We start from the raw sequence: 26,957 nt of genomic DNA, 5'->3' as shown, positions 1-26,957 counted from the left end.
CGATGAGTATCCCAACCACGGCGGATCCGGCGCCCGGGATCGACTCCCCAGCACCGGCTGTCTCCCGGCGCTACGCCTGGACTGTTTTCGCCCTGAGTTTCGGGCTGCTGCTGTCCGACTACATGTCGCGGCAGGTACTCAATGCGGTCTTCCCGTTGCTGAAGGCGGAATGGGGTCTCACCGACGCGAAGCTGGGCTCGCTCAGCGGCGTGGTGGCGCTGGCTGTCGCTCTGCTGACTTTCCCGATGTCCCTCCTGGCGGACCGTTGGGGGCGGGTGCGCAGTCTGGTGGTCGCCGCAGTGATGTGGAGCCTGGCCACGCTCGTCTGCGCAGTGGCGGCCGGCTACGGGGAGATGTTCCTCGGCCGGCTGTTCGTCGGCATCGGTGAGGCCGCGTACGGCAGCATCGGCATCGCGGTCGTCCTCAGCGTCTTCCCGGCCCGCCTCAGGGCCACCCTCTCCGGGGCGTTCATCGCCGGAGGAGCGTTCGGCTCGGTGCTGGGCGTGGCGCTCGGCGGCGCGATCGCGCAGCACTTCGGCTGGCGCTGGGCGTTCGGCGTGATGGCGTTCTTCGGACTTGCCCTGGCCGCGGCCTTCGCCGTGGTCGTCACCGAGAACCGGCTCGACCCGCGACGGGACGCCTCCGACGACCGCCCCGAGGAGCATGCCAAGGCCCGGCTGCGGTCCCTCCTGCCGCAGCTCTTCTCCTCGGTCTCGGTGGTCAGCGCCTATGTCGGCAGCGGCCTCCAACTGTTCATACCCGGGGCGCTGCTGGCCTGGCTGCCCAGCTTCTTCAACCGCTACTACCACATGCCCACCGCCAAGGCGGGTGTGACCGCCGGCCTGTTCGCGCTCCTCATCGGGGCCGGCATGATCATCGGCGGTGCCGTCGCCGACCGCATCGGCCGGACGCTACAGATCCGTAGGTGGGCCACGGCGATAGTCTGCAGCTTCCTTTCCCTCGTCCTGCTGACGGCAGCCTTCCGCGCAACGACCGGCACGGCGCAGATGCTCCTGCTCGCAGCAGGAGCTCTGGTGTCGGGAGCAACGGCCGGCCCGGCCGCCGCGATGGTGGCCAACCTGACCCCAGGAGCCATCTCCAGTACGGCCTTCGGCACCCTGACCCTGGCCAACAGTCTGCTCGGGCTGGCCCCGGGGTCAGCGGTGACCGGCATGGTCGCGGACCACCTCGGACTGCTCGGTGCGCTGAGGCTGGTGCCGCTGATCGCAGCCGTCCCCGCGCTGGCCTTCGTGGTCGGGCGCCGGTACTACGAGCGCGACATCACCCGGCTGACCGCCCTCGCCGCCCCTGCGCCCGCCCAGGCAGCGGCGGCGACCGCATGAGCGCCCGCACCGGGGCCACGATCGTGGTCGTACCAGGACTGCGTGACCACGTCCCCGACCACTGGCAGACCCTGCTGGCAGAGCGGCTGACCGCCGCCGGGCGCAGCGTGCACACCGTCACACCGCTGACGGAGAACCAGCTCAGCCGTGCGGCAAGGGTCGCAGCCCTGGAGGGGGTGGTCGCAGCAGTCCCCGGCCCCCTGGTGCTGGTCGCCCACAGCGCCGGGGTGATGACCACCGTGCACTGGGCGCGGGGCAGCAGACGCCCGGTCGTGGGCGCACTGCTGGCGACCCCTCCGGACTTCGACACCCCGCTGCCGGAGGGCTACCCGACCCCCGAAGTGCTCGGCCGCAACGGCTGGACACCCACCCCGCGGACCGCCCTGCCGTTCCCCAGCGTCGTCGCGGCGAGCAGCAACGACCCGCTGGGCCGCGCGGTGCGCGTCGCCCGGCTCGCCGAGTCCTGGGGCAGCCGCCTCGTCCGGCTCGGTGAGGTCGGGCATCTCAACCACGCCTCGGGCTACGGACCGTGGCCGCAGGCGGAGGAACTGATTCGCGAGATCGAACAGGGTTGACGAGCGGGCGACCCGCACCTGTGCCCCGGACAGCTCGGCGTGACCGGGGCACAGGCGCGGGCCGGACGGCGGCTCAGCCCCGCAGCTGCTCGTACGCCGGGAGCGTCAGGAAGTCCGCGTAGTCCTGGTCCAGCGACACCGTCAGCAGCAGGTCGTGCGCCTGCTGCCACCTGCCGGCGGAGAAGGCTTCCGCGCCGATCTCGTCGCGGATGGCCGACAGTTCGTCCGCGGCGATCTTCCGCGCCAGGTCCGCCGTGGCGCGTTCGCCGTTCTCGAAGACCACGTCGGCGTTGATCCACTGCCAGATCTGCGAACGCGAGATCTCGGCGGTGGCGGCGTCCTCCATCAGGTTGAAGATGGCGACGGCGCCCATGCCACGCAGCCACGCCTCGATGTAACGGATGCCGACCTGCACCGCGTTGACGAGACCGCTGTACGTGGGCTTCGCGTCGAGCGAGTCGATGGCGATGAGATCGCCGGGCGCGACCGAGACGTCCTCGCGCAGCCGCTCCTTCTGGTTGGGCTTCTCGCCCAGGACCGCGTCGAAGGAGGCCATGGCGATGGGCACCAGATCGGGGTGGGCGACCCAGGATCCGTCGAAGCCGTCACCTGCCTCGCGGTCCTTGTCCGCCTTGACCTTCTCGAAGGCGACCTTGTTGACCTCGGCGTCGCGGCGCGACGGGATGAAGGCCGCCATCCCGCCGATCGCGTGAGCGCCGCGCTTGTGGCAGGTGCGGACCAGGAGTTCGGTGTACGCGCGCATGAACGGGGCGGTCATGGTGACCAGATTACGGTCCGGGAGGACGAACTTGGAGCCGCCGTCACGGAAGTTCTTGACGATCGAGAAGAGGTAGTCCCAGCGGCCGGCGTTCAGCCCGGAGGCGTGGTCGCGCAGCTCGTAGAGGATCTCCTCCATCTCGTAGGCCGCGGTGATCGTCTCGATCAGAACGGTCGCGCGGACGGTGCCCTGCGGGATTCCGACGTAGTCCTGCGCGAAGACGAAGATCTCGTTCCAGAGGCGCGCCTCCAGGTGGGACTCGGTCTTCGGGAGGTAGATGTACGGGCCCTTACCCAGCTCGATCAGGCGCTCGGCGTTGTGGAAGAAGTACAGGCCGAAGTCGACCAGGGCGCCGGGAACAGCGCGGCCGTCCAGCTGGAGGTGGCGCTCGTCGAGGTGCCAGCCGCGCGGTCGCATGACCACGGTCGCCAGCTCGTCGGCAGGCTTGAGCGCGTACGACTTGCCGGATTTCCCGTCCTTGAAGTCGATCCGGCGCTCATAGGCGTCGGTCAGGTTGAGCTGGCCGGTGACGACGTTCTCCCAGGTGGGGGCCGAAGCGTCCTCGAAGTCCGCGAGCCAGACCCTGGCACCCGAGTTGAGGGCGTTGATCGTCATCTTGCGGTCGGTCGGGCCGGTGATCTCGACGCGGCGGTCGTTCAGCGCGGCGGGGGCCGGTGCGACCTTCCAGCTGTCGTCGGCACGGATGCGCGCGGTTTCCGGCAGGAAATCGAGCGAAGAGGTGCGGGCGATCTCGGCGCGGCGCTCGCCTCGGCGGACGAGCAGCTCGTCACGGCGGGGCGTGAACTGCCGGTGCAGCTCAGCCACGAAGGCAAGGGCCGCATCGGTGAGGACCTCGTCCTGCCGGGGCAGGGGCTCGGCATCGACGATGGCCAGCGGGGACGGCGCTGGTGCGGACATGAGCGGTCACTCCTTCAGCGAGCGGTGCCTGACGGCCGCCGGACGCTCGTGCATGGCACGCGGTGCCATGGGGCCTCAATGCGGTCGCGGGCGCCGTGTGGGGTACAGGGCGCTTCTGACGTGTGGATACTAGTTTCCTCATGGTGGAAGTTCAACGCTCTGTTGACATCGAGATTCTCCGTATCGACAGAAGTTGTCGCTGAGTGCCAGGCCGATCACTCCAAGTGGATCAGGTCGTCGACGGTATCGATGTCATACGCCTGAGCGACGTCGGAACACTCCACCAGCGTGATCTCCTCCTCGTGCGCCTTCAGATAGTCGCGCGCCCCCCGGTCGCCCACGGCGCTCGACGCGATGTCCCCCCAGCGGTCGGCGCCGAACAAAACGGGGTGCCCGCGCCGGCCGTCGTACGCGGCCGCGACCAGGCTCGACCGGGAGCGGCAGGCGCCGCGCACCCGCGCCACCGCCTCTGCCCCGATACCGGGCTGGTCGACCAGCAGGACAAGTGCGGCATCGGCGCCGGACGTGCTGAGCGAGGCCAGGCCGGCCCGCAGCGACGAGCCCATGCCCTGTTCCCAGTCCGGGTTGTCGACGGGCGTGCTGCCGGAGAGATCCACCCGCTGTCCCACTTCGGCCGCTTCGGCGCCGAGCACCACGTGCACAGGCCCGCAGCCACCCTCTCGCAGGATGTGCAACGCATATTCGGCCAACGGCCGGCCGCGGTGTTCCAGCAGGGCCTTCGGCCGTCCGCCGAGCCGCCTGCCGCCGCCCGCCGCGAGCAGCAGCCCGGCCACCACGGGTTCTGCGCGTTTCGTGGAATCCGTCTCTGAATCCGTCATCAGGCCTGGATACCTCATGGACACCTGGAGGTCGCGATGAATTCGGTCTGTGGAGTGGCGGGAACGGTGTGTAGTGGCGTTAACTGGCGGCGACCCACGGTGTCCGACCAGCGCCGGACAGGGGTCGAATCGTGTGCGGACGACACCAGCACAGCGTTGTGCGAGGGGGAGAGCTTTGTTGCGAAGCGTGGGGCAGAGACGGGTGACCGGCAGCGGCGAGGATCCGAGAGTGCTGGAGCTGCGCTTATCGGTCTCCCGGCTGCGCCGCGAACTGGCCTCCCATCCAGCCGAGTTCCCCGACCGTGCGATCGCCGAGGACGAGCTCGCCTCGCTGGACGCGATGGCGCTGAGCGGAGTCCCCGAAATCCTGCGGCTGCGCCGTTCGCTGCTCCTGGTCGCGGGGGCGATCGGCTCGGTGAGCGCACTGGCCGCGGCCCTCAGTGAGGTACGCAACGCAGTCGAGCTGTTCGGAATCCCGCAGGGCCACGGCACGGCCCAGGGGCAGGACCATCACGGTCAGGGCCACCCTAGAGGCTGAGGGCTGCCCCGCTCTCAGGAGCGTGCGGGCTCCCGTCGCCGAGATCTGGAGCGGGCTGGGGTGCCGGTGCGGCACTTCTTCCCTGATGTACCAGCCGGTGTACTGGCCTCGCGCGTCGACGGGCGGACCCATGAGGCCGGCGGGTCGAAGACCAGGGCATCGGGGAACCGCGCAATGCAACTCCCGGACCGGAGTGGTCTTCCCGCTCCCGAATGCGCCGTTCACCCAGATGGTCATGCGCCACTCCTGAGTCCGCTTTCGCCGGTCACAGCCCGGGATGCCAGTCTGGTCATCCGAACACGGACCGATCCGAGGGATGTGGCCGATGACAGTACGCCGAGTGGTGCCGGACTTCTCGACCGGGGACATGGGGGCAAGCAGGGATTTCTACGGCCTCATCGGGCTGCGGGAAGTCATGAACCAGGGCTGGGTGATGACGCTCGCCTCGCCCGCCAACCCGACCGCCCAGCTCACCTTCACCACCCATGACGAGTCGGCGGCCGTCCAGCCCGACCTCTCCATCGAGGTCGAGGATGTCGACACCGTGCACGCGGCCGTGGTCGCGGCGGGTGCCGAGATCGTGCATCCGCTGCAGGACGAGGAGTGGGGCGTACGCCGGTTCTTCGTCCGCGATCCCAACGGCAAGGTGGTCAATGTGGTGAGCCACCGGCGCGACGGATGAGATGGCGGCGGTCCCGCCGTGACCTGTACATGCAGACCTGATGGTCGCGATGGCCGGCGGGAGCCGCCGTCCCGGCCTTCCGGTCGCAGGACCGGTTTCGATCACGTGACCTGGGCGGCGACAGCCCGCGCACAGTCCAGGGACTCCGTGTGCGTGGTGTCGACCTCCAGGTCGTAGACCACGCCCCGGTGGACCAACTCCGCCTGCGCTGCGGCCATACCCCGGACCCGGTCCCCGCGGGCGGCCTCGCGGCCTGCGGCGACCGTTGCCTCGCACCTCACGCCGACCCAGAGCACATCCAGTCCGTCAAGAGCCTTCTGCCACCGCTCCTGGGACGTCGCCCCGCCGAGGAAGACGTCATCGACGATGACCCGGGCGCCTGCACGGGCCATCGCGGCGACCCCCTCCATCCATGCGGCTTCGAGCTCACGGAATGACGTTCCGACATTCACACTGCCGTCGGCCGCGAGTTCGATTCCGGCGTCCGATGTCTGCAGGGAAGCGGGCATCGCCTCGATCAGCGCGTCGACCGCGGCGGCAAGCCAGGGGTCCTGCAATACCGCCTGCAGGCAACGGAGGATCCCGGACTTGCCCGAGCTGGACCCGCCGTTCAACACGATCACCTGAGTTGTCACCGGCTCACGGTAGGGGCAATCGCCACGGAGCTGGAAGCGGTTATCGGCAAGCCCGCCCCGCCGGTACCCGCCGTGGCGCCGTTCCCGGTCGCAGCGTCAGGGCCCTTGGTCCGGATACTGCCGGGCCCGGCACTGTTCCGAACGAGAGGCGCTAGCCGTGCTGGGGTCCGGCGCTGGCGAGGGTCGCCGAGAGTTCCTGGGCGATGCCCTGGAGGATCGGCACGATCCTTCCGGTCGCCTCCTCGGTCACCCGGCCGGCCGGTCCCGAGATCGAGATCGCCGCCGCGGTGGGGGAGTTGGGGACCGGGACGGCCAGGCAGCGGACGCCGATCTCCTGCTCGTTGTCGTCGACCGCGTACCCGGCCCGGCGGACCGTGTCGAGCGCGTCCAGGAACCCCTCGGGGGTGGTGATCGTCTTCTCGGTGGCGGACGGCATGCCGGTCCTGGCGAGCAGCGCTCTCACCTCGGCGGGCGAGGCGTGCGCGAGCAGGGCCTTGCCCACACCGGTGGAGTGCGGCAGCACCCGTCGTCCCACCTCGGTGAACATCCGCATCGAGTGCTTCGAAGGCACCTGTGCGACGTAGACGACCTCGTCGCCGTCGAGCAGCGCCATGTTCGCCGTCTCGCCGGTCTCCTCGACCAGACGTGCCAGATAGGGCCGCGCCCAGGTTCCGAGCAGCCGGGCCGAGGACTCGCCGAGCCGGATCAGGCGCGGCCCCAGTGCGTAGCGCCGGTTGGGCTGCTGGCGTACGTAACCGCAGGCGACCAGGGTGCGCATCAGCCGGTGGATGGTAGGCAGCGGCAGACCGCTGCTGGCCGAGAGCTCGCTGAGGCCGACCTCGCCTCCCGCGTCGGCCATCCGCTCCAGCATGTCGAAGGCGCGCTCCAGGGACTGCACGCCACCGCTCGCCGCGGCGGGCTTGGAGTCGGCTGCGCTGGTGTGGGACTGCGGCACGGCGGCGGTCCTTTCGAGGCGGGCGGGGCAAGGCGCCAGCCTACCGGGCCGTATTCCACGTCACCTCGGTGACGAGACGGTTGTTCTGGCCGGTCAGGCACGCTTTGTCCGGGTCGGGCGGCCGGATGTGTGTGCTCCGGCGCCACTGAAGGCACAGGACATACGTTCCGGGTGGCGAAATTATACTTTCACTTTGTGGAAACATCCAAGCGTTCTGACGCCCTTGACTGCTCGCGGCCCGAAGTGAAGACTCGTTCAACAGAACGTTGAATTCTCCGTTCCGGCCGGTCGGCCGGAACGGCCGCAGCACATCGTACGGCGGCAGAAAGAGGAGCTCGGGTGTCCGACACCGAACTGGTACTGCGCTCGACGCGGGTCATCACTCCGGACGGAACGCGCGCAGCGGCGGTCTCCGTCGCCCGCGGGAAGATCACGGCGGTGCTGCCTCACGACGCCCCGGTGCCGGCCGGCGCGACATTGCAGGACTTCGGCGACGACGTGCTGCTCCCCGGTCTCGTCGACACCCATGTCCATGTGAACGACCCAGGCCGCACCGAGTGGGAGGGCTTCTGGACCGCCACCCGCGCGGCGGCCGCCGGCGGCATCACCACACTCGTGGACATGCCGCTCAACTCGCTTCCGCCGACCACCACGGTCGGCAACCTCCGGACCAAGCAGGAGGTCGCGCGCAGCAAGGCGCATGTCGACATCGGCTTCTGGGGCGGCGCTCTGCCCGGCAACGTCAAGGATCTGCGCCCGCTGCACGACGCGGGAGTCTTCGGTTTCAAGTGTTTCCTCTCGCCCTCCGGGGTCGAGGAGTTCCCCGAACTCGACCAGCAGCAGCTCACCGCGTCGATGACCGAGATCGCCGGGTTCGGCGGTCTGCTGATCGTGCACGCGGAGGACCCGCACGAACTGGATGCCGCCCCGCACCTCAGTGGCCCCAAGTACGCGGACTATCTGGCCACCCGGCCGCGCGTCTCCGAGAACACCGCGATCGAGGCTCTGATCGACGTCGCGCAGCGCATCGGCGCCCGGGTCCATGTCCTGCATCTCTCCTCGTCCGACGCCCTGCCGCTGGTGGCAGCCGCCAAGCGGGCGGGCGTCCGGCTCACCGTCGAGACCTGCCCGCACTACCTCACCCTGACTGCCGAGGAAGTCCCGGACGGCGCAAGCGAGTTCAAGTGCTGCCCGCCCATCCGCGAGGCGGCCAACCAGGATCTGCTCTGGGACGCGCTGGCGGACGGCACCATCGACTGCATCGTCACGGACCATTCGCCGTCCACCGCAGATCTGAAGACCGACGACTTCGCGACCGCCTGGGGCGGTATCTCCTCGCTCCAGCTCAGCCTCCCCGCGATCTGGACCGAGGCCCGGCGCCGGGGCCGGTCCCTCGAGGACGTCGTCCGCTGGATGTCCACGGCCACCGCGAACCTGGTGGGCCTGGAACAGAAGGGCGCCATCGCGCCCGGCCGCGACGCAGACTTCGCGGTCCTCGCCCCCGAGGAGACCTTCACCGTCGACCCGGCCGCACTGCACCACCGCAACCCGGTGACCGCCTACGCGGGCAAGACCCTGCACGGAGTGGTGAGGTCGACCTGGCTGAGGGGTGTGCGGATCGCGTCGGACGGCACGCTCACTGAGCCCACCGGCCGGCTGCTGGACAGGAGCTGACCGGGCCCCCTCACCGGGCCGGGCGGCGGGCCCGGGGTGCTATGCCGAGTGCCCGCCGTCCACCACCAGCTCGGCCCCCGTGATGTACGCCGCCCCGTCGCTGACCAGATACGCGACGAGCGAGGCGACCTCGTGCACGCTCCCGAAGCGGCCGAGTGCCGTCGCCGCCCGCTGCGCTTCGGCGAACGGCCCTTCAGCCGGATTCATGTCGGTGTCGACCGGGCCGGGGTGGATCAGGTTGACCGTGATGCCCCGGCCCCCCCAGCTCCCGGGCGAGTGATCTGGTCAGCCCGCCGAGTGCGGACTTGCTCATGGCGTAGAGGGTGCCGCCGGGGCCACCCGCATAGCGGGCCAGGGCTGAGCCGGTCGACACGATCCGTCCGCCCGGACGCAGCAGACCGGCCGCCGCTCGGCAGCCGAGGAAGACCTCCCGCACATTGACCGCGAGCGTACGGTCCACGTCGTCCGCCGAGAGGTCACCGATGGGGCCGAGCACACCGACGCCCGCGTTGTTGACCAGGATGTCGAGACCCCCGAAACCCTCGGCGGCCCTGGCGACCGCCGCCGCCGCGTCGGTCCGCAGTGCCAGCGCCCTGCTGCCCGTCGATTCGACCGCGGCAACGACCTCCTTGGCCGCGGTCTCGTCCTGTGCGTAGGTGATCGCCACATCGGCGCCCTCCCGGGCCAGCCGCAGAGCGACAGCGGCGCCCATTCCCCTGCTGCCGCCCGTCACCAGTGCCGCTCTGCCGTTCAGTGAAGACATTCCGTACTCCTTCGTCGGTAGTGTGTGTGCGCCTTCGAGCAAAGCCGCGTACGCCCTCCGGCACCGGCGGTAAACGGACGTCGGGTCCCGGGGCGGAACCTCAGCGTCCGGGTCGCCGTTGACCGGGTGGTACGCCGGTACCGCAGCTATCCGTCCGAGACCGTCAGGAGAAACCGGCAGTGACCCTGCAGCAAGAGATCGTCGGCACTGCCATGCAGATGGCCGTCGTCAGCCTTCAGCCCGGCCAGACCGTCTACTGCGAGGCCGGGAAGTTCCTGTTCAAGACGGCGAACGTCACGATGGAGACCCGCCTTTCCGGACCCGGCGCCGGTGGCGGCAGGCCACAGGGCGGCCAGCCGGGGCAGGCTGGCGGCATGGGTGGCATGCTCCGGCAGGCCATGGGCACCGCCATGCAGGCCGGCCAGCGAGCCATCGCGGGGGAGTCGCTCGCCTTCCAGTACTTCACCTCCACCGGCGGTGAGGGCACCGTCGGCTTCGCTGGGGTACTCCCCGGCGAGATGCGCGCCCTCGAACTCACCGGCGGTCGTGCGTGGTTCGCCGAGAAGGACGCCTTCGTCGCCGCCGAGTCCACCGTCGACTTCGGTATCGCCTGGCAGGGCGGCAGAGCGGGGCGCAGCGGCGGCGAGGGCTTCATCCTGGAGAAGTTCACCGGTCGCGGCACTGTGATCATCTGTGGTGCGGGAAATTTCATCGACCTCAACCCGGCGGACTTCGGTGGCCGCATCGAGGTCGACACCGGCTGCATCGTGGCCTTCGAGGAAGGCATCGAATACGGAGTGCAGCGCATCGGCGGCCTGAACCGCCAGGGCATGATGAACGCGGTCTTCGGCGGTGAGGGCCTGTCGCTCGCCACCCTGGAGGGCAACGGCCGGGTGATTCTCCAGTCGCTCACCATCGAGGGTCTGGCCAACGCGCTGAAGAAGGCGCAAGGCGGCGACAAGCAGGGGCCGACGGGCGGGCTGTTCTCCACCAACGCCGGATAGCAGCGCGCACGAGGCGCTCCGCGGGCGCCGGCATGCCGAGCGGAGCGAGCCCGGTGTTGGCAGCGGAGCCGGCACGGGCCGCTTCACTGCGGTGCGGGTGTGCCCGTCTGCGGGATCCGAGCGGTCTCGTCCGGATACGGTGGTCGGCCCACGTGCCGGCCGATGGCGTCCGCGCCCCGCAGCGGATGCTGGAGACCCCGTTGACGTCGATCGCCGTGCCCGTACCCGCCCTCGCCCCGCGCCGGGCCTGGCTGACCGATCTGCCGGTCCTGCTGGTGGCCGTGGTGTGGGGCGCCAGCTATCTGGCGGCCAAGGACATCACCACGCCGGCCACCGTGGTGGCCGTGCTCGTGCTGCGGTTCGCGATCGTTCTGCCGGTTCTCGCGGTGGCCGGCCTGCACAGGCTGCGCGTGCTGACCGCGGCACAGTGGCGGGGAGCGGGGCTGCTCGGGCTGATCCTCAGCGGGATCTTCCTGCTGGAGACCTACGGGGTGGTCCACACATCGGCGACCAACGCCGGTCTCATCATCAGCCTCACCATGATCTTCACCCCGCTCACCGAGGCAGCGGTGACCAGGACCGCGCCGTCCCGAGGGTTCCTGGCCGCCGCTGGGCTCTCCGTTCTCGGCGTGGTGCTGCTGAGCCAGAGCGGTGGTTTCACCGCCCCGTCGGCCGGTGATCTGCTGATGCTGCTGGCCGCCATCGCCCGTACGGCCCATGTGCTGGCGATGTCCCGGATCAAGGCGGTCAGGGGGGCCGGCTCACTGCCGCTGACCACCGTCCAACTGGGGTCGGCCGTCTTGGTGTTCGCCGTGCTGGCAGCGGTTCCCGGCGCCGGCGAAGCCCCCTGGCGGGTGGCAGCGGGCTTCGGCGCACACGAGTGGGCCGGGCTGCTCTTCCTCTCCGTGTTCTGCACTCTCCTCGCCTTCTTCGTGCAGATGTGGGCGGTCCGCCGCACCTCTCCGTCGCGCGTCAGCCTGCTTCTGGGAACAGAGCCGCTCTGGGCGGCAGCGGCCGGCATCGCGATCGGCGGTGACCGGCTGGGTGCCGTCGGCCTCTGCGGGGGGCTGCTGGTTCTCGCGGGGACCGCCTGGGGGCGCCGCTCGGCCACCCGGGACGCCTGAGGCAGCCCGTCTCTCCCGATGCGCCACCGCGGAGGTCCTGGTCACGGCCCCGCGCAGCCGGCCAGGTGGCCGGGCCGCTCGGCCGAAAGTCTGAGCCTGCCCGACTTCGGTCTCCGCTTCGGCCGCCGTGACACCGTCCGCGGGCAGGTCTGCGTAGCGTGACCTCATGACGCGTTCGGAGTACTCCTGGCTGCTGCCTTCGGCCCTCGCGGATCCGGAGCTGCCGGCCGAGCGGGAGCGGCCGCGCCGAACCCTGCGCGACTGGGTCGTGGACACCACCGCCTTCCTGATCGCCCTGGGCATCGGTCTGCTGACGCTGGACTCACTCACCGCCGGGGCCGAGGAGTCCACCCCGGTCCTCCTCGCCGACCTGCTGGCGGGGGCGGCCGCCTGCGGCGCCCTGTGGGTACGCAGGCGTCGCCCGGTAGCACTCGCCGTGGCGCTGGTCGTTGTCACCGCCATCGCGCCGCTCGCATCGGGCGCTCTGCTCGTCGGGCTGTTCAGCCTGGCCGTGCACCGGCCGTTCCGGCCCGCCGCCCTGGTCGCGGCCGCGGCCGTGGCGAGCGGAGTGGTGCAGGCCTGGCTGCGCCCCGACCCCACCAGCTCCTGGACCGTCTCGGCCCTGGCGGGCACGGTGCTGGTCCTGCTGGTGATCGCCTGGGGCATGGTCGTGCGCTCCCGCCGTCAGCTCGTCGTGGTGCTGCGCGACCGTGCGCGGCGCGCCGAGGCGGAGGCGGATCTGCGCGCCGAGCAGGCGCAGCGGCTCGCCCGGGAGGCCATCGCCCGTGAGATGCACGATGTGCTGGCCCACCGGCTGACCCTGCTGAGCGTCCACGCGGGCGCCCTGGAATTCCGTCCCGGCGCACCGGTGGCCGAGGTGGCCCGCGCCGCCGGGGTGATCAGGGACAGCGCCCATGAGGCGCTGCAGGATCTCCGGGAGATCATCGGAGTGCTGCGGACCCCGGGGGAGGGAGAGCAGAACCGCCCGCAGCCCACCCTCGCCTCGCTGGACGCCCTGGTGGACGAATCCCGGCAGGCCGGAATGAAGGTTGCCCTCGCCCATCGCGTGGCCGATCCGGCCGGTGTCCCCGCGGCCACCGGCCGTACCGCCTACCGCATCGCCCAGGAAGGGCTCACCAACGCCCGTAAGCACGCCCCGGGGGCCGAGGTCACCGTCACGGTGGAGGGCAGCCCGGGCAACGGGCTCACCATCCAGGTGCGCAATCCCGCCCCGCCGTCGGATGTGCCCGAGGTGCCGGGGTCCGGTCAGGGGCTGATCGGACTGACGGAGCGCGCCACCCTGGCCGGCGGGCGGCTCGAACACGGAGCGGGGGACGACGGCGGCTTCCGGGTCGATGCCTGGCTACCGTGGCCCGCATGACCATCAGGCTGCTCGTCGTCGACGACGACCCACTCGTACGCGCCGGACTCGCCCTCATGCTCGGCGGCGCCGACGGCATCGAGATCGTCGGTGAGGCGGCGGACGGATCCGAGGTGGCCGCACTGGTGGCCGATGTCCACCCCGATGTGGTGCTGATGGACATCCGGATGCCGGGCGTGGACGGGCTGACCGCCACCGAGCGGCTGCGGTCCAGGCCCGGCGCCCCCGACGTGATCGTCCTGACCACCTTCCACGCCGACGAACAGGTCGTACGGGCGCTGCGCGCGGGGGCCGCCGGGTTCGTACTCAAGGACACGCCGCCCGCCGACATCGTCACCGCGGTGCGCCGGGTGGTGGCCGGTGAACCTGTGCTCTCCCCTGCGGTCACCCGGCAGTTGATGTCGCGGGTGGCGGACTCCGCCCCCGGCGACAGGACCGATCGCGCCCGGGCGCGGCTGGGTCAACTGGGCGTTCGCGAAAGGGAGGTGGCGGTCGGGGTCGGGCGCGGCCAGTCCAACGCGGGCATCGCGGCGGCGCTCTACATGAGCGTGCCGACAGTCAAGACGCATGTGTCGCGCATCCTGGCCCGTCTCGGTTTCAACAACCGTGTCCAGATCGCGCTGCTGGTGCACGATGCGGGCCTCCTCGACCGGGACACGGACGTAGGCTGACCGGATGGAGACCGATCTGCGGGAGCACGCCGAGGACTTCCGTGCCAACCCGTATCCCTACTACGAGAAGATGCGCGCCGCCGGTCCCGTGCACCGTATCCGTACCCGTGAAGCCGATGGCGTCTGGCTGGTCGTGGGGTACGAGGAGGCGCGGGCCGCGCTGGCGGACACGCGGCTGGCCAAGGACCCGAGGGTCATGGGGGACTGGCTGGACGAGTCGCAGGGGCTGTTCTCCAACATGCTGGACACCGATCCGCCTCAGCACACCCGGCTGCGCAGGCTGGTGGCACGGGAGTTCACCACCCGCCGGGTCGAGGCGCTGCGCCCGCGGGTCCAGCAGATCACCGACGACCTCGCCGACACCATGCTCGCCCGGCGGGACCGCAGGGCCGACCTGGTGGATTCGTTGGCCTTCCCGCTGCCCATGACGGTCATCTGCGAACTGCTCGGTGTACCCGACCTGGACCGGGCGGCGTTCCGCCGGTGGTCCAACGAGATGGTCGCCCCGACCGGCCCCGGCCAGGAGAGCGCGGCGGTCGCCGCGATGAGCGAGTATCTCGTCGCGCTCATCGAGGACAAGCGGAGCACAGGACGGAGGGGCGATCTGCTGAGCGCGCTGATCCGGACCCGGCACGAGGACGGCGACCAGCTGTCGTCCCGGGAACTCGTTGGTATGGCCTTCCTGTTGCTCGTCGCCGGGCACGAGACCACGGTCAATCTGATCTCCAACGGCATGCGGGCCCTGCTCTCGCATCCCGTTCAACTCGCCGCCCTGCGGGCTGATATGAGCCTTCTCGACGGCGCCGTCGAGGAGATGCTGCGCTACGACGGGCCGGTGGAGACCGCGACGTACCGGCACACCCGGGAGCCGGTCAGGATCGGTGACACCGAGATACCGGCGGGGCAGGACGTCCTGGTCTCTCTCGCATCGGCCGACCGGGACCCGGCCCGCTATCCGGATCCGGACCGTTTCGACATCCACCGGGCCCCGCAGGGGCATCTGGCCTTCGGACGCGGCATCCACTTCTGTCTGGGCGCCCCGCTCGCCCGGATGGAGGGGCGGATCGCGGTCCGCACGCTGCTCGAACGCTGTCCGGATCTGGCGCTCGACCCGGACGGCGGGGCGTACGAGTGGCTCCCGGGTCTGCTCATCCGCGGAGTGCGCACCCTGCCGGTGTGCTGGTAGAGAGGTGTGCCATGCAGGAACTCGATCTCCAACTCGCCCGCAAGACCCTCGAGGCACAGCCGTTCAGCCGCCTCGTCCAGGCCCGCATCACCGCTTTCGGCGACGGCCGGGCGGTGCTCGAGGTGGACAGCCGTACGGAGCTGCACCAGCAGAACGGGTTTCTGCACGGGGGAGTCCTGGCGTACGCCGCCGACAACGCCATCACCTTCGCGGCCGGCACCACCCTGGGTGCCGCCGTGCTGACCGGTGGCTTCTCCATCAGCTATGTGCGTCCCGCCGTCGGCCGGACCCTGGCAGCCCGCGCCCAGGTGATGCACACCGGGCGCCGGCAGGCCACCGTCCGCTGCGACCTGTATGTCGTAGGCGAGGACGGCGAAGAGGCCCTGTGCGCCATCGCGCAGGGGACCGTACTGTCCGCAGCACCGTCGTCCTGAGAGGACGCCCGTGACCACCGAGACCAACGCCACCGGCGCAGCAGCCGTCGTCGACCTCGCCGCGCTCGGCGAGGACTTCACCCGGGACCCCTATCCCGTCTACGCACGTCTGCGCGAGCAGGGGCCTGTCCACCGGATCCGGATGCCCGAGGGCGCGGAGGCCTGGCTGGTCGTCGGCCATGCGGAGGGCCGCGCCGTGCTCGCCGACCCCCGGCTCTCCAAGCAGTGGGAGAACGCGGCGCCCTCGCTGGGTGTCTTCCAGGTCGCGTCGGGCAGCACCATGCTGAGTTCGGATCCGCCGATGCACTCCCGGCTGCGCAGGCTGGTCGCCAGGGAGTTCACCGCCCGGCGTGTCGCGCAACTCGCGCCACGCATACAGGAGATGACGGACGAGCTGCTCGACGGGATGCTGGCGCGGCCGGCCCGCACGGCGGATCTCGTGCAATCGCTGGCCTTCCCGCTGCCGATGACCGTCATCTGCGAACTGCTGGGGGTGCCGTTCCTCGACCGGGACACCTTCAGGGACTTGTCCAATGCCGCCGTCGCCGCCACCGATCCGCAGGAGCGCATGGCCGCGGCCAAGGCCATGCCCGCCACCCTCGGTGCGCTGATCGAGTCCAAGCGGCAGCAACCGGGTGACGATCTGATGAGCGCGCTGATCCACGCGTCGGACGAGGACGGCGACCGGCTCTCGCCGGATGAACTCCTGGGAATGGCCTGGCTGCTGCTGGTCGCCGGCCATGAGACCACGGTCAACCTGATCTCCAACGGAGTGCTCGCGCTGCTCACGCACCCCGACCAGCTGGCGGCCCTTCGCACCGACCACACCCTCATCGACAACGCCGTCGAGGAGATGCTGCGCTACGAGGGCCCGGTGGAAACCCCCACCTACCGATTCACCACCGAGCCCTTCGACGTCGCAGGCACCGTGATCCCCGGCGGCGGCGAACTCGTGCTGGTCGCGTTGTCCGACGCCAACCGCGACCCGGCCCGCTATCCGGATGCGGACCGTTTCGACATCCGCCGCGACGCCCAGGGACATCTGGCCTTCGGACACGGCATCCACTTCTGCCTGGGCGCACCGCTGGCCCGGCTTGAGGCGAAGATCGCCGTCCGTTCGCTCCTCGACCGCTGCGCGGACCTCGCCCTCGACATCCACCCGGCTGCCGTCAGCTGGCGCACCGGACTGCTGATCCGCGGCCCGCAGGCACTGCCGGTCTCCTGGTAGTCCTGCGGCTCAGCCCGCGGTCAGCTCTTCGATCCGGACCGGCCGGTGCTCGCGCCGTGACCGTTCGCACGCCTCGGCGATCCGCAGGGCCTGCAGCGCCTCCCGTCCGTCGCACGGATTGTCCAGCTCCCCGCGGGCCACCCGCAGAAACGCGTCCAGTTCGGCCTCATAGGCCGGCGCGAAGCGTTCGAGGAAGCCGGGCCACGGCTTGTCGGCGGGGGGCGGACCCTGGGGTTCGGTCGATGTGATCGGCGTACGGTCGTCGAGGCCGACGGAGACCTGGTCGAGTTCACCTGCCAGTTCGAGCCGTACGTCGTAGCCCGCACCGTTGCAGCGGGTGGCCGTCGCGGTGGCGAGCGAACCGTCGTCCAGGGTCAGCACCGCGGCTGCGGTGTCGATGTCGCCCGCCTCGCGGAACATCGCGGGCCCCGCGTCGGAGCCGGTCGCGTACACCTCGACCACCTCGCGGCCGGTCACCCAGCGCACCATGTCGAAGTCGTGCACCAGACAGTCCCGGTAGAGCCCGCCGGAGAGAGGCAGATAGGCGGCGGGCGGCGGAGCGGGGTCGGACGTGATCGCCCGGACCGTGTGAAGCCGGCCCAGCGCCCCGGACCGTACGAGCTCCCGTGCGACCGTGTATCCCGCGTCGAAGCGGCGCATGAAACCGAGCTGGAGCACGCTGCCGGCCGTCTCGACCTCCCGCAGGGCAGCCAGCGTGCCGGGCAGATCGAGGGCGATGGGCTTCTCGCAGAAGACCGGCAGCCCGGCCCGTGCGGCGCGGCCGATCAGCTCGGCGTGCGAGGAGGTCGCCGATGCGATCACCACGGCGTCCACCCCCCAGGTGAAGACCTCGTCCACCGAGGGCGCCGCCGTGGCGCCGATCCGCTGGGCCACCTCGGCGGCCCTGGACCCTTCGGTGTCCGCCACGACCAGGGCGCCCACATCCCGGTGAGCGCTGAGCACGCCCGCGTGGAAGGAGCCGATACGCCCCGTCCCGATCAGTCCGATACGCATGGCCCCAACGTGGCCGCAGCTCAGCCCGCTGTCAAGCCTTTGTCCTGACAACCGGACCTGGGCTACGCTTTCGGGCGTGTCCAAACCCGTGGCCGACCCCGCCCTCAGCCTTGAGCTCAGTGTGGACCGCACGAGCCCCGTCCCGCTCTACTTCCAGCTTTCCCAGCAGCTGGAATCGGCCATCGAGCGTGGCAGGCTCACCCCGGGCAGCCTTCTCGGCAACGAGATCGAGCTCGCGGGCCGGCTCGGACTCTCCCGTCCCACGGTCCGCCAGGCCATCCAGTGCCTCGTCGACAAGGGCCTGCTCGTGCGCCGCCGCGGCGTCGGCACCCAGGTGGTGCACAGCCAGGTCAAGCGCCCGCTCGAGCTCAGCAGTCTCTACGACGACCTGCTCGCCGCCGGTCAGCGGCCCACGACCCGGGTACTGCGCAACGAGACGATCCCGGCCGCCGCCGAGGTCGCGGCCGCCCTCGCGCTGCCCGAGGGCGGCCCGGTCCGCTGCGTCGAACGACTCCGGCTCGCCTATGACGAGCCGATGGCCCAGCTCTGCAACTACCTGCCCGACGGGCTTCTGACGCTGGACACGGCGCAACTGGAGGCGAGCGGCCTCTACCGGGTGATGCGCGCTGCGGGCATCACCCTGCACAGCGCACGCCAGTCGGTTGGGGCGAGGGCCGCGACCGCCGATGAGGGCGTGCGCCTGTCGGAGCCCGTGGGCGCACCGCTGCTGACCATGCAGCGCACCACCTTCGATGCCACCGGCCGGGCGGTCGAGTTCGGTACGCACACCTATCGCGCGTCGCGATACGCGTTCGAGTTCCAGCTGCTGGTGCGGCCGTAGAACTTCGTAAGAATGTTCTGACAAAGTCTTGACGGGGCCGCGCGCCCGCCGTTAGAACTCCCCTGCCGCACCCCGGCGGCCGGAGAGAAGGCGGACCCCATGCGTACGACCCGTACAGCAGCAGCGCTCCTCGCCGCACTCACCCTCGCCGTGGCCGGGTGCAGCAGCTCGGGCGGAAAGCACTCCGAGGACGGGCCGGCCGGAAAGGACAGCGGCAGGTCGGCCACCACACCCCGGTTGAAGATCGCCATGGTGACCCACTCCGGCCAGGGAGACACCTTCTGGGACATCGTGCAGAGCGGGGCGAAGCAGGCGGCGGCCAAGGACAACGTGCAGTTCCTGTACTCCGCGGACGAGGAGGGCAAGGAACAGGCGCAGCTGGTGCAGGCGGCCATCGACAAGAAGGTCGACGGAATCGTGGTCACCCTCGCCAAGCCCGATGCCGTCAGGGCAGTCGTCAAGAAGGCCGTCGCGGCCGGAATCCCGGTGGTCACCATCAACTCCGGAGCCCAGTACAGCAAAGAGGTCGGCGCCCTCGGCCACATCGGCCAGGACGAGTCGGTGGCCGGCCGGGCGGTCGGTGACGAGCTGAACGCCCGGGGGCGCAAGAAGGCCCTCTGCGTCATCCACGAGCAGGGCAACGTCTCGCTGGAGGACCGCTGCGCCGGGGTGAAGAAAACCTTCAAGGGCACGGTCGAGAACCTCAACGTCGACGGCACCAACACCCCCGCCACCGCATCGTCGATCGAGGCGAAGCTCCAGGCGGACAAGGACATCGACACGGTCGTCACGCTGGGTGCGCCCATCGCTGACGCCGCGGTCAAGGCCAAGGGGGACGCGGGCAGCAAGGCCGAGGTCGACACCTTCGATCTCAACGCCGCGGTGGTGAGGAGTCTCAAGGCCAAGGACGTCGGCTTCGCGGTGGATCAGCAGCCTTATCTCCAGGGCTACCTCGCGGTCGACGAACTCTGGCTCTACCGGACGAATCTCAACGTACTGGGCGGCGGCAGGCCGGTGCTCACCGGACCCGCGATCGTCACGGGCAAGGATGTGCCCGCGCTGGAGAAGTACACCGCACGCGGTACCCGCTGACTGCCGTGCGATCACACGTGACCCATACTTGGGCCGCCGGTCCTGGCCGGAGCGGTCACCGGCCGCACCGGCGGGTACGGCAGGAAGTACACGCACAGCAAGAAGGGCACCACCTCGTGGCAAGGGTACGGAGCTGGGTCAGCGGGGCGATGGCGGCTGCGGTCGGACTGTCCCTGGCGGGATGCAGCAGCACGGGCGGCAAGCGGGCCGAGGACCGGGCGGCCCGGGCCGCCGCCGTCGGCAAGGCGGCTGTGAACACCCCCAAGTGGAAGTTCGCCATGGTCACCCACTCCGGCGACGGCGACACCTTCTGGGACATCGTCCAGAAGGGCTCCCAGCAGGCCGCCGCCAAGGACAACATCACGTTCCTCTACTCGCACAGCGAGGAGGGCCAGCAGCAGGCCCAGCTGGTGCAGACCGCGATCGACCAGAAGGTCGACGGGCTGATCGTCACCCTCGCCAAGCCCGACTCCATGAAGGCCGTCGTGGCGAAGGCCGAGAAAGCCGGTATCCCGGTGATCACGGTGAACTCGGGCTCCGAGGTGTCCAAGAAGTTCGGTGCGCTCACCCACATCGGCCAGGACGAGACGATCGCCGGCGAGGCCGTGGGCAACGAGCTGAACAAGCGCGGCCGCAAGAGGGCCCTCTGTGTCCTGCACGAACAGGGCAATGTCGGTCATGAGCAGCGCTGCGCCGGCGCCAGGAAGACCTTCCACGGCAAGCTGCAGAACATCTACGTCGACGGCACCAACATGCCCGATGTGCAGTCGTCGATCGAGGCGAAGCTCCAGGCGGACCAGTCGATCGACTCCGTCGTCACGCTCGGAGCGCCGTTCGCCGACGCCGCCGTCCAGGCGAAGGACACCGCGGGCAGCAAGGCCGAGATCGACACCTTCGACCTCAACGCCAAGGTGGCCGACGCCCTGCAGAAGGGCACGCTCGGCTTCGCCGTGGACCAGCAGCCGTATCTCCAGGGCTACGAGGCCGTCGACCTGCTCTGGCTCTACAAGTACAACCGCAACGTCCTCGGCGGCGGCCTGCCTGTCCTCACCGGACCGCAGGTCATCACCAAGCAGGACGCGAGCGCACTGGCCGACTACACCAAACGGGGGACCCGATGAGCGCGACCCTGGAAGCGCCTGACGAGCGGCTGTTGCGGCCCTCGCTGCTGCGCAGGCTGCTCGGACGCCCGGAGCTCGGCTCGGTCGTCGGCGCCGTGGCGGTGTTCGTCTTCTTCTCGGTCGTCGCCGAGAGCTTCCTGCGGCCCTCCAGCCTGTCCACCGTCCTCTACGCGGCATCGACGCTGGGGATCATGGCGGTACCGGTGGCTCTGCTGATGATCGGCGGCGAGTTCGACCTGTCGGCCGGGGTCATGGTGACCAGCTCGGCGCTCGTCTCCTCGATGTTCAGCTACCAGATGACGGCCAACGTGTGGGTCGGCGTGGTGGTCTCGCTGCTCGTCACCCTTGCCCTCGGCGTCTTCAACGGCTTCATGCTGACCCGTACGAAGCTCCCCAGCTTCATCATCACGCTGGGCACCTTCCTGATGCTGACCGGTCTCAACCTCGGGTTCACCAAGCTGATCAGCGGCACCGTCTCCACGAAGTCCATCGGCGACATGGAGGGGTTCCCGTCGGCCAGGAAGGTCTTCGCCTCCCAGCTCACCATCGGCGACGTGAACCTCAAGGTGACCCTCCTGTGGTGGGCAGCGCTGATCGCGGTCGCCACCTGGGTGCTGCTGCGCACCCGAGCGGGCAACTGGATCTTCGCGGTGGGCGGCAACGACGACGCGGCGCGCGCGGTCGGCGTCCCCGTCGTCAAGACCCGGATCGGCCTCTACATGGGGGTGGCCTTCGCGGCCTGGATCTCCGGCCAGCACCTGCTGTTCAGCTATGACGCGGTGCAGTCCGGCGAGGGAGTGGGCAACGAGCTGACCTACATCATCGCGGCCGTCATCGGGGGCTGTCTGATCACCGGTGGTTACGGCTCCGCGATCGGCTCCGCGATCGGTGCCTTCATCTTCGGTATGACCAACAAGGGCATCGTGTACGCGGAGTGGAATCCCGACTGGTTCAAGTTCTTCCTGGGCGCGATGCTGCTGCTGGCCGCCCTGCTCAATGCCTGGGTACGCAAGCGAGCGGAGGCGTCGCGATGACCGAGCAGCCCACCAAGGACCCGAACCCGGCGGAGGGGTCCACGCCGCTGGTCGAGCTCGAAGGCGTCAGCAAGTTCTACGGCAACATCAAGGCACTGGAGGACGTCTCCCTCGTCGTGAAGGCGGGTGAGATCTCCTGTGTGCTCGGCGACAACGGCGCGGGCAAGTCGACCCTCATCAAGATCATCTCAGGGCTGCACCGGCATGACGCCGGCCGTTTCCTGATCGGGGGGCAGGAGACATCCCTCGGCAAGCCGCGCGAGGCCCTCGACCGGGGCATCGCCACCGTCTACCAGGACCTCGCGGTCGTCCCGCTGATGCCGGTCTGGCGGAACTTCTTCCTCGGCTCGGAGCCGACGAAGGGCGCGGGCCCCCTGAAGCGCCTCGACGTCCGCTCGATGCGTGAGACCACCCGTGCGGAGCTCCTTCGCATGGGCATCGACCTGCGCGACGTCGACCAGCCGATCGGCACCCTGTCGGGCGGGGAACGCCAGTGCGTGGCGATCGCCCGCGCCGTCTATTTCGGCGCGAAGGTGCTGGTGCTCGACGAGCCCACCGCCGCGCTCGGAGTCAAGCAGTCCGGCGTGGTGCTGAAGTACGTCGCAGCCGCCCGCGACGCGGGACTCGGCGTGGTGCTCATCACGCACAACCCGCACCACGCCTACCTGGTGGGTGACCGTTTCGTCCTGCTGAAACGCGGCGCCATGTTCGGTAGCCACACCAAGGACGACATCACCCTGGACGACCTCACCCGGCAGATGGCCGGCGGCAGCGAACTGGAGGAGCTCAGCCATGAACTCCAGCGGGCTCCGTCGCCCAGACACCTCGGTGGCCACCCGTCCCAATAGGGTGCTGGGGCGCCTCCCCGGCCGGCGGATGGCAGAATCGGCCCGATGAGTACGTACCGTGACTTCGCGCACCGCGGCTCCGCCCGCGCCACGGTCCTGCGGACCGTCGGAACCCGCGAGCGGCGCTCGCACCTCACGGCGCCCCGCGTCCCGACCGTCGGCATCGACATCGGCGGTACGAAGGTGATGGCCGGCGTCGTCGATGCCGACGGCGTCATCCTGGAGAAGATCAAGACCGAGACGCCCGACAAGTCGAAGAGCGCAAGGGTCGTCGAGGACACCATCGTCGAGCTGGTCCTCGATCTCTCCGACCGCCATGACGTGCACGCCGTCGGCATCGGAGCGGCGGGCTGGGTGGACGCCGACCGCTCCAGGGTGCTCTTCGCCCCCCATCTCGCCTGGCGCGACGAACCGCTGCGTGACGCGCTCCAGGGCCGTCTCGCCGTTCCCGTCATGGTCGACAACGACGCGAACACGGCCGCATGGGCGGAGTGGCGCTTCGGTGCGGGCCGGGGCGAGGACCATCTGGTGATGATCACGCTCGGCACCGGTATCGGCGGCGCGATCCTGGAGGACGGTCAGGTCAAGCGGGGTAAATACGGCGTCGCGGGTGAGTTCGGTCATATGCAGGTGGTTCCCGGTGGTCACCGCTGCCCCTGCGGCAACCGTGGCTGCTGGGAGCAGTACAGCTCGGGGAACGCGCTCGTGCGGGAGGCCAAGGAGATGGCCGCCGCCGACTCACCCGTCGCCTACAACATCATCGAGCGGGTCAAGGGGAACATCCCCGACATCACGGGGCCGCTCATCACCGAACTCGCCCGTGAGGGCGACGCGATGTGCGTCGAGCTCTTCCAGGACATCGGTCAGTGGCTCGGCGTCGGCATCGCCAATCTCGCCGCCGCGCTCGACCCGTCCTGCTTCGTCGTCGGAGGGGGTGTCAGCGCCGCCGACGACCTGCTCATCGGGCCCGCCCGCGACGCCTTCAAACGGCAGCTGACCGGCCGTGGATACCGACCCGAGGCGCGGATCGTCAAGGCGCAGCTCGGTCCCGAGGCAGGTATGGTCGGTGCGGCCGACCTCGCCCGGCTGATCGCCCGGCGCTTCCGCAGGGCCAATCGCCGCCGTGTCGAGCGTTACGAGCGGTACGCGCAGGCCGCCCGCACCGACCCCGATACCCAGGGATCCCCCGAATGACCACATCCGTGCCGCGTCAGTCCTCACCGCCCGAGGAGGACGTCATGCAGTCGCCGGAGGACCGGCGCCATATGATCCGCCGGCGCTGGCTGACGGCGGTCATCATCGTGCTGCTCATCGGGATCCCCGCGGGCTATCTGGTGATCGCCGCGGAGCAGAGCCGCGACAGCGGCCGCCACAACGAGAAGAAGGCCATGGCAACCGGCCTCACCCACGGCTGGCCCACGAAGGTGCAGCGCCGCACCTTCGATGTGCCGGTCCCCAAGCAGGCCATCGGCGTCTGGTACTACCAGACGAGCAACTGGAAGGTCAGCCGGCTGTACGTGCAGTTCACCACCGACCAGGCCGGTGTGAACGGCTTCCTCGACGCGGTGGGCGCCAAGCCCGGAGCGCTCAAGGACGGCAAGGTGACGGTCGGCGCGCGGGACGCCAGGATCGCCGGCTGGAAGTTCAACCGGAGCCGCGACTGGTCGGGCACCACCTTGCCGCAGAAGGACCCGCTGCCCACGCTGAACATCACCGTCGACAGCACCCTTCCGCACGCCCGACGGGTGTATGTCGTCTCCACCGACACCCCCTGAACGACCCGTCCCGGGGTGGCCCGGGGGTGACGGAGCCCCGCCGGCTGACGACACCCGCGCGTCCCGTACGGCCGGTTCAGGAAGGCGCGCCGGCCAGGAAATCCACCGTGCCGGTATCGAGCGAGTAGTAGGCGCCGATCACGGCAAGGGCGCCCTTGGCCACGAGCGGGGCGAGGTCCGCGTTGGAGCGCAGGTCGGCGGCGGTGAGCTTGACCTGGGCGCGGGCCATGGTGTCGACCGGGTCGGTACCACCCTCCCGGACCGCCTGCTCGTACGCCGGCCGCAGCGCCCTGACGATCGCCTGCAGGTTGCCGGGCAGCGGCTTGCCGTCACGAAGGGACTTGTAAGCCGCCTCGACGGCGCCACAGCGCTGATGCCCGAGGACCACGATGAGTGGGGTGCCGCTCGTCAGGGGGCCGTACTCGACGGAACCCGTGACCACCGGGCCGACCGCCTCCCCGCCGGTGCGCATCACGTAGAGGTCACCCAGCCCGGTGTCGAAGAGGAGTTCGGGCGGGACTCGGGAATCGATGCAGGAGAGGATTGCCCCGAAGGGTTCCTGCTCCTGGGCCACGAACTGGCGCCGGTCCGGATCCCGGTCGGGGTGTTGCAGGTCTCCGCTCACCCACCGCTCGTTGCCTTCCCGCAGTCTTGCGAACGCCGCGGCCGGTGTGGTCGGCCGCGCTGTCGGCGAACCGCTGGGTCCCGGCGTCGCCGCCTTCGGCGGTGCGCACCCCGCAAGCGCGACCGTGGCAACCGCAAGGCCCCCGGCAAGCAGGGCTCTGCGATCCCGGCGTCCTGCTCCGTCCATCGGTCGTTCCCCTCATGTCAATCGGAGATGTCCTGATGTCGTGACCTGGCAAGTGTTCACCGAGGTGCCCGCGGCCGGGCGGCAGGCGCGAGCGCGCGCGGGCTGTTTGGCCACCGACGGCGCACAGCGGCGACTCGGCGGTACGCGGGTGCGCCCTGACCGGATCGACCACGGTGTGGCGCGCCGCCCCACGGACGACGTCACGGTGGGCACCGGACGATCAGCGTCCGCCGGCTGCCCCGGAGGAGCCGCAGGCAGAGGGCTGTTTCGATGCGGGCGGCGGCCGCGAGCCCGTGGGGCCCGGGGTGGAGGATCTCCGGCCGGCGGCGGACACATGGGGAGGTCCGGCAAGTGTCCCGACCCGCTCCCGTGCGCAATGGTGAGATGTGGGAGCGTGAGCGGGTGAGCACGACGACGAAAACCCTGCAATACCGCCTCGACGGGCCGGAAAACGCCCCCGTCCTGGTCCTGGGCCCCTCGCTGGGCACGACCTGGCACATGTGGGACCGGCAGACGCCCGAGCTGTCCCGCACCTGGCGGGTCCTGCGCTTCGATCTGCCCGGCCACGGCGGGGCCCCGGCCCACCCGGTGCCCTCGATCGCCGGGACGGCCGGCATGCTGCTGGCCACCCTCGACGCGCTGGGAGTGCAGCGCTTCGGCTATGCGGGCTGTTCCATCGGCGGCGCGATCGGGATGGAGCTGGCCCTGCGCCATCCCGATCGAGTCGCCTCGCTGGCTCTGGTGGCCGCGTCGTCGCGCTTCGGCACGGCCGACGAGTTCCGCCAGCGCGGAGTGATCGTCAGGACCAACGGTCTGGACCCGATGGCGCGCAGCGCTCCCGAGCGCTGGTTCACCCACGGCTTCGCGACGGCTCAGCCGGCGATCGTGGAATGGGCCGTGCAGATGGTCCGTACGACCGACCCGGGCTGCTACATCGCCGCCTGCGAGGCCCTCGCCTCCTTCGACATCCGGTCCGAGCTGGGCCGCATCGGGGTCCCGACGCTCGTCGTGGTGGGTGCCGAGGACCGGATCACCGGCCCCGCGGACGCCCGGACCCTGGTGGCCGGCATACCGGACGCCCGGCTCGCCATGGTGCCCGCAGCCTCGCACCTGGCCCCCGTCGAGCAGCCCGCGGCCGTCACCGACCTCCTGGTCCGCCACTTCTCCACGGCCTGGCAGGACACGTCCTCGTCCACGACCACCGGGATTCCGGTGCCGTCCGCGGTGCAGGGTGCCACAGCCCCGGCGGGGCCCGTGGCGGAGATCGAGCCCGCCCCGCTGCAGCCGGACGCCGTGAACACCGGGCGCCCCGACCCGTACGAAGCGGGGGCGAAGGTCCGCCGTGAGGTCCTGGGCGACGCCCATGTGGACCGGATCGAGGATGCGACCGACGGGTTCACCGGGGACTTCCAGGAGCTGGTCACCCGCTATGCCTGGGGCGAGATCTGGACGCGGGACGGGCTGGACCGCCGGACCCGCAGTGCCGTGACGCTGACCGCGCTGGTCTCGGGCGGTCATCTGGAGGAACTGGCGTTCCACGTCAGAGCGGCACTGCGCAACGGGCTCACCCCCGTCGAGATCAAGGAAGTGCTGTTGCAGACCGCGGTCTACTGCGGTGTTCCGGCCGCGAATTCGGCCTTCAAGGTGGCTCAGTCGGTGATCCGGCAGGAGACCACCCCCGAGGCGTAGCAGG

Annotated in this window: 26 protein-coding genes and 1 pseudogene; 20 read left to right on the top strand and 7 right to left on the bottom strand. The window is 70.2% G+C overall.

The features are described from left to right. The first annotated feature begins 2 nt into the window (after positions 1–2). Complete coding sequence (locus OHS16_RS04970) at positions 3–1,343, top strand: MFS transporter (RefSeq protein ID WP_328535931.1); 1,341 nt, start codon at positions 3–5, stop codon at positions 1,341–1,343. After that, positions 1,340–1,918 carry an RBBP9/YdeN family alpha/beta hydrolase gene (locus OHS16_RS04965; protein WP_328535930.1) on the top strand — a complete coding sequence of 193 codons (579 nt, stop codon included), beginning with the start codon at positions 1,340–1,342 and terminating at the stop codon, positions 1,916–1,918. The genes OHS16_RS04970 and OHS16_RS04965 overlap by 4 nt, the downstream gene beginning before the upstream one ends. Before the next feature lie 73 nt (positions 1,919–1,991). On the opposite strand, the gene aceB is transcribed toward OHS16_RS04965, so the two are convergent. Both aceB and OHS16_RS04955 read right to left on the bottom strand, forming a co-directional pair. Then, positions 1,992–3,614: a malate synthase A gene (gene aceB / locus OHS16_RS04960; RefSeq protein ID WP_328535929.1), complete on the bottom strand. Its 1,623-nt coding sequence runs from the start codon at positions 3,612–3,614 to the stop codon at positions 1,992–1,994. 215 nt (positions 3,615–3,829) lie between these two features. Continuing rightward, positions 3,830–4,453: a nucleotidyltransferase family protein gene (locus tag OHS16_RS04955; protein ID WP_328535928.1), complete on the bottom strand. Its 624-nt coding sequence runs from the start codon at positions 4,451–4,453 to the stop codon at positions 3,830–3,832. Positions 4,454–4,628: 175 nt separating this feature from the next. Here OHS16_RS04955 and OHS16_RS04950 point away from each other — a divergent pair, with 175 nt between their 5' ends. Next, a complete protein-coding gene (locus tag OHS16_RS04950) occupies positions 4,629–4,991 on the top strand; it encodes a DUF5955 family protein (protein WP_328535927.1) in 363 nt (120 codons plus the stop codon). Positions 4,992–5,316: 325 nt separating this feature from the next. Beyond that, the gene (locus tag OHS16_RS04945) at positions 5,317–5,673 is read left to right on the top strand and encodes a VOC family protein (protein ID WP_328535926.1); all 357 of its coding nucleotides are present in this window, start codon (positions 5,317–5,319) and stop codon (positions 5,671–5,673) included. A gap of 101 nt (positions 5,674–5,774) precedes the next feature. Here the strand turns inward: OHS16_RS04945 and cpt are convergent, their stop codons facing one another. Next, positions 5,775–6,308: a chloramphenicol phosphotransferase CPT gene (cpt, locus tag OHS16_RS04940; RefSeq protein WP_328535925.1), complete on the bottom strand. Its 534-nt coding sequence runs from the start codon at positions 6,306–6,308 to the stop codon at positions 5,775–5,777. Between the two features lie 151 nt (positions 6,309–6,459). After that, positions 6,460–7,263, bottom strand: coding sequence for an IclR family transcriptional regulator (locus OHS16_RS04935; RefSeq protein ID WP_328535924.1), 804 nt, complete (start codon positions 7,261–7,263; stop codon positions 6,460–6,462). 339 nt (positions 7,264–7,602) lie between these two features. Between OHS16_RS04935 and allB the strand changes: the two genes are divergently transcribed. After that, the gene (allB, locus tag OHS16_RS04930) at positions 7,603–8,937 is read left to right on the top strand and encodes an allantoinase AllB (RefSeq protein WP_328535923.1); all 1,335 of its coding nucleotides are present in this window, start codon (positions 7,603–7,605) and stop codon (positions 8,935–8,937) included. 39 nt (positions 8,938–8,976) lie between these two features. Here the strand turns inward: allB and OHS16_RS04925 are convergent. Continuing rightward, positions 8,977–9,700, bottom strand: a pseudogene (locus OHS16_RS04925) (SDR family NAD(P)-dependent oxidoreductase). 179 nt (positions 9,701–9,879) lie between these two features. Here OHS16_RS04925 and OHS16_RS04920 point away from each other — a divergent pair. The 7 genes from OHS16_RS04920 to OHS16_RS04890 all read left to right on the top strand — a co-directional run bounded on the left by OHS16_RS04920 (position 9,880) and on the right by OHS16_RS04890 (position 16,728). Beyond that, complete coding sequence (locus OHS16_RS04920; RefSeq protein WP_328535922.1) at positions 9,880–10,704, top strand: AIM24 family protein; 825 nt, start codon at positions 9,880–9,882, stop codon at positions 10,702–10,704. Positions 10,705–10,889: 185 nt separating this feature from the next. Continuing rightward, positions 10,890–11,828 (top strand): DMT family transporter, encoded by a 939-nt coding sequence (locus tag OHS16_RS04915; protein ID WP_443042742.1) that lies wholly within the window; start codon positions 10,890–10,892, stop codon positions 11,826–11,828. Between the two features lie 166 nt (positions 11,829–11,994). Then, the gene (locus tag OHS16_RS04910) at positions 11,995–13,209 is read left to right on the top strand and encodes a sensor histidine kinase (protein ID WP_328535921.1); all 1,215 of its coding nucleotides are present in this window, start codon (positions 11,995–11,997) and stop codon (positions 13,207–13,209) included. Further along, complete coding sequence (locus OHS16_RS04905) at positions 13,206–13,880, top strand: response regulator transcription factor (RefSeq protein WP_328535920.1); 675 nt, start codon at positions 13,206–13,208, stop codon at positions 13,878–13,880. Before OHS16_RS04910 ends, OHS16_RS04905 begins: the two co-directional genes overlap by 4 nt. Before the next feature lie 4 nt (positions 13,881–13,884). Continuing rightward, a complete protein-coding gene (locus tag OHS16_RS04900) occupies positions 13,885–15,066 on the top strand; it encodes a cytochrome P450 family protein (protein WP_328535919.1) in 1,182 nt (393 codons plus the stop codon). An 11-nt stretch (positions 15,067–15,077) separates the two neighbouring features. Further along, a complete protein-coding gene (locus OHS16_RS04895) occupies positions 15,078–15,500 on the top strand; it encodes a PaaI family thioesterase (protein ID WP_328535918.1) in 423 nt (140 codons plus the stop codon). 10 nt (positions 15,501–15,510) lie between these two features. Beyond that, entirely contained in the window at positions 15,511–16,728 is a 1,218-nt protein-coding gene (locus OHS16_RS04890; RefSeq protein WP_328535917.1) for a cytochrome P450 family protein, read from the top strand. Positions 16,729–16,737: 9 nt separating this feature from the next. Here the strand turns inward: OHS16_RS04890 and OHS16_RS04885 are convergent, their stop codons facing one another. Continuing rightward, positions 16,738–17,742, bottom strand: a complete 1,005-nt coding sequence (locus OHS16_RS04885) for a Gfo/Idh/MocA family protein (RefSeq protein ID WP_328535916.1) — start codon at positions 17,740–17,742, stop codon at positions 16,738–16,740. 76 nt (positions 17,743–17,818) lie between these two features. On the opposite strand from OHS16_RS04885, the gene OHS16_RS04880 reads away from it, so the two are divergent. The 7 genes from OHS16_RS04880 to OHS16_RS04850 all read left to right on the top strand — a co-directional run bounded on the left by OHS16_RS04880 (position 17,819) and on the right by OHS16_RS04850 (position 24,453). Then, on the top strand, positions 17,819–18,583 hold the full coding sequence (locus OHS16_RS04880; RefSeq protein WP_328535915.1) for a GntR family transcriptional regulator: 765 nt from the start codon (positions 17,819–17,821) through the stop codon (positions 18,581–18,583). Positions 18,584–18,682: 99 nt separating this feature from the next. Then, a complete protein-coding gene (locus tag OHS16_RS04875; protein WP_328535914.1) occupies positions 18,683–19,675 on the top strand; it encodes a sugar ABC transporter substrate-binding protein in 993 nt (330 codons plus the stop codon). A 116-nt stretch (positions 19,676–19,791) separates the two neighbouring features. Then, entirely contained in the window at positions 19,792–20,796 is a 1,005-nt protein-coding gene (locus OHS16_RS04870) for a sugar ABC transporter substrate-binding protein (RefSeq protein ID WP_328535913.1), read from the top strand. Next, the gene (locus OHS16_RS04865) at positions 20,793–21,830 is read left to right on the top strand and encodes an ABC transporter permease (protein WP_328535912.1); all 1,038 of its coding nucleotides are present in this window, start codon (positions 20,793–20,795) and stop codon (positions 21,828–21,830) included. The genes OHS16_RS04870 and OHS16_RS04865 overlap by 4 nt, the downstream gene beginning before the upstream one ends. Beyond that, entirely contained in the window at positions 21,827–22,678 is an 852-nt protein-coding gene (locus tag OHS16_RS04860; protein ID WP_328535911.1) for an ATP-binding cassette domain-containing protein, read from the top strand. The genes OHS16_RS04865 and OHS16_RS04860 overlap by 4 nt, the downstream gene beginning before the upstream one ends. Positions 22,679–22,723: 45 nt before the next feature. Then, on the top strand, positions 22,724–23,872 hold the full coding sequence (locus tag OHS16_RS04855) for an ROK family glucokinase (RefSeq protein ID WP_328535910.1): 1,149 nt from the start codon (positions 22,724–22,726) through the stop codon (positions 23,870–23,872). Continuing rightward, complete coding sequence (locus tag OHS16_RS04850; RefSeq protein ID WP_328535909.1) at positions 23,869–24,453, top strand: hypothetical protein; 585 nt, start codon at positions 23,869–23,871, stop codon at positions 24,451–24,453. Before OHS16_RS04855 ends, OHS16_RS04850 begins: the two co-directional genes overlap by 4 nt. Before the next feature lie 76 nt (positions 24,454–24,529). Here the strand turns inward: OHS16_RS04850 and OHS16_RS04845 are convergent, their stop codons facing one another. Continuing rightward, positions 24,530–25,078: a carbonic anhydrase gene (locus tag OHS16_RS04845; protein ID WP_328535908.1), complete on the bottom strand. Its 549-nt coding sequence runs from the start codon at positions 25,076–25,078 to the stop codon at positions 24,530–24,532. Between the two features lie 570 nt (positions 25,079–25,648). Between OHS16_RS04845 and pcaDC the strand changes: the two genes are divergently transcribed. Next, positions 25,649–26,953, top strand: coding sequence for a bifunctional 3-oxoadipate enol-lactonase/4-carboxymuconolactone decarboxylase PcaDC (gene pcaDC / locus OHS16_RS04840; protein WP_328540719.1), 1,305 nt, complete (start codon positions 25,649–25,651; stop codon positions 26,951–26,953). The last annotated feature ends 4 nt before the right edge of the window (positions 26,954–26,957 follow it).

Origin of the sequence: Streptomyces sp. NBC_00344 (assembly GCF_036088315.1) — a bacterium.
Taxonomy (GTDB): Bacteria; Actinomycetota; Actinomycetes; order Streptomycetales; family Streptomycetaceae; genus Streptomyces.
The sequence above is the reverse complement of the archived record's forward strand: the minus strand, read 5'-3'. Positions and strand labels throughout refer to the sequence as shown.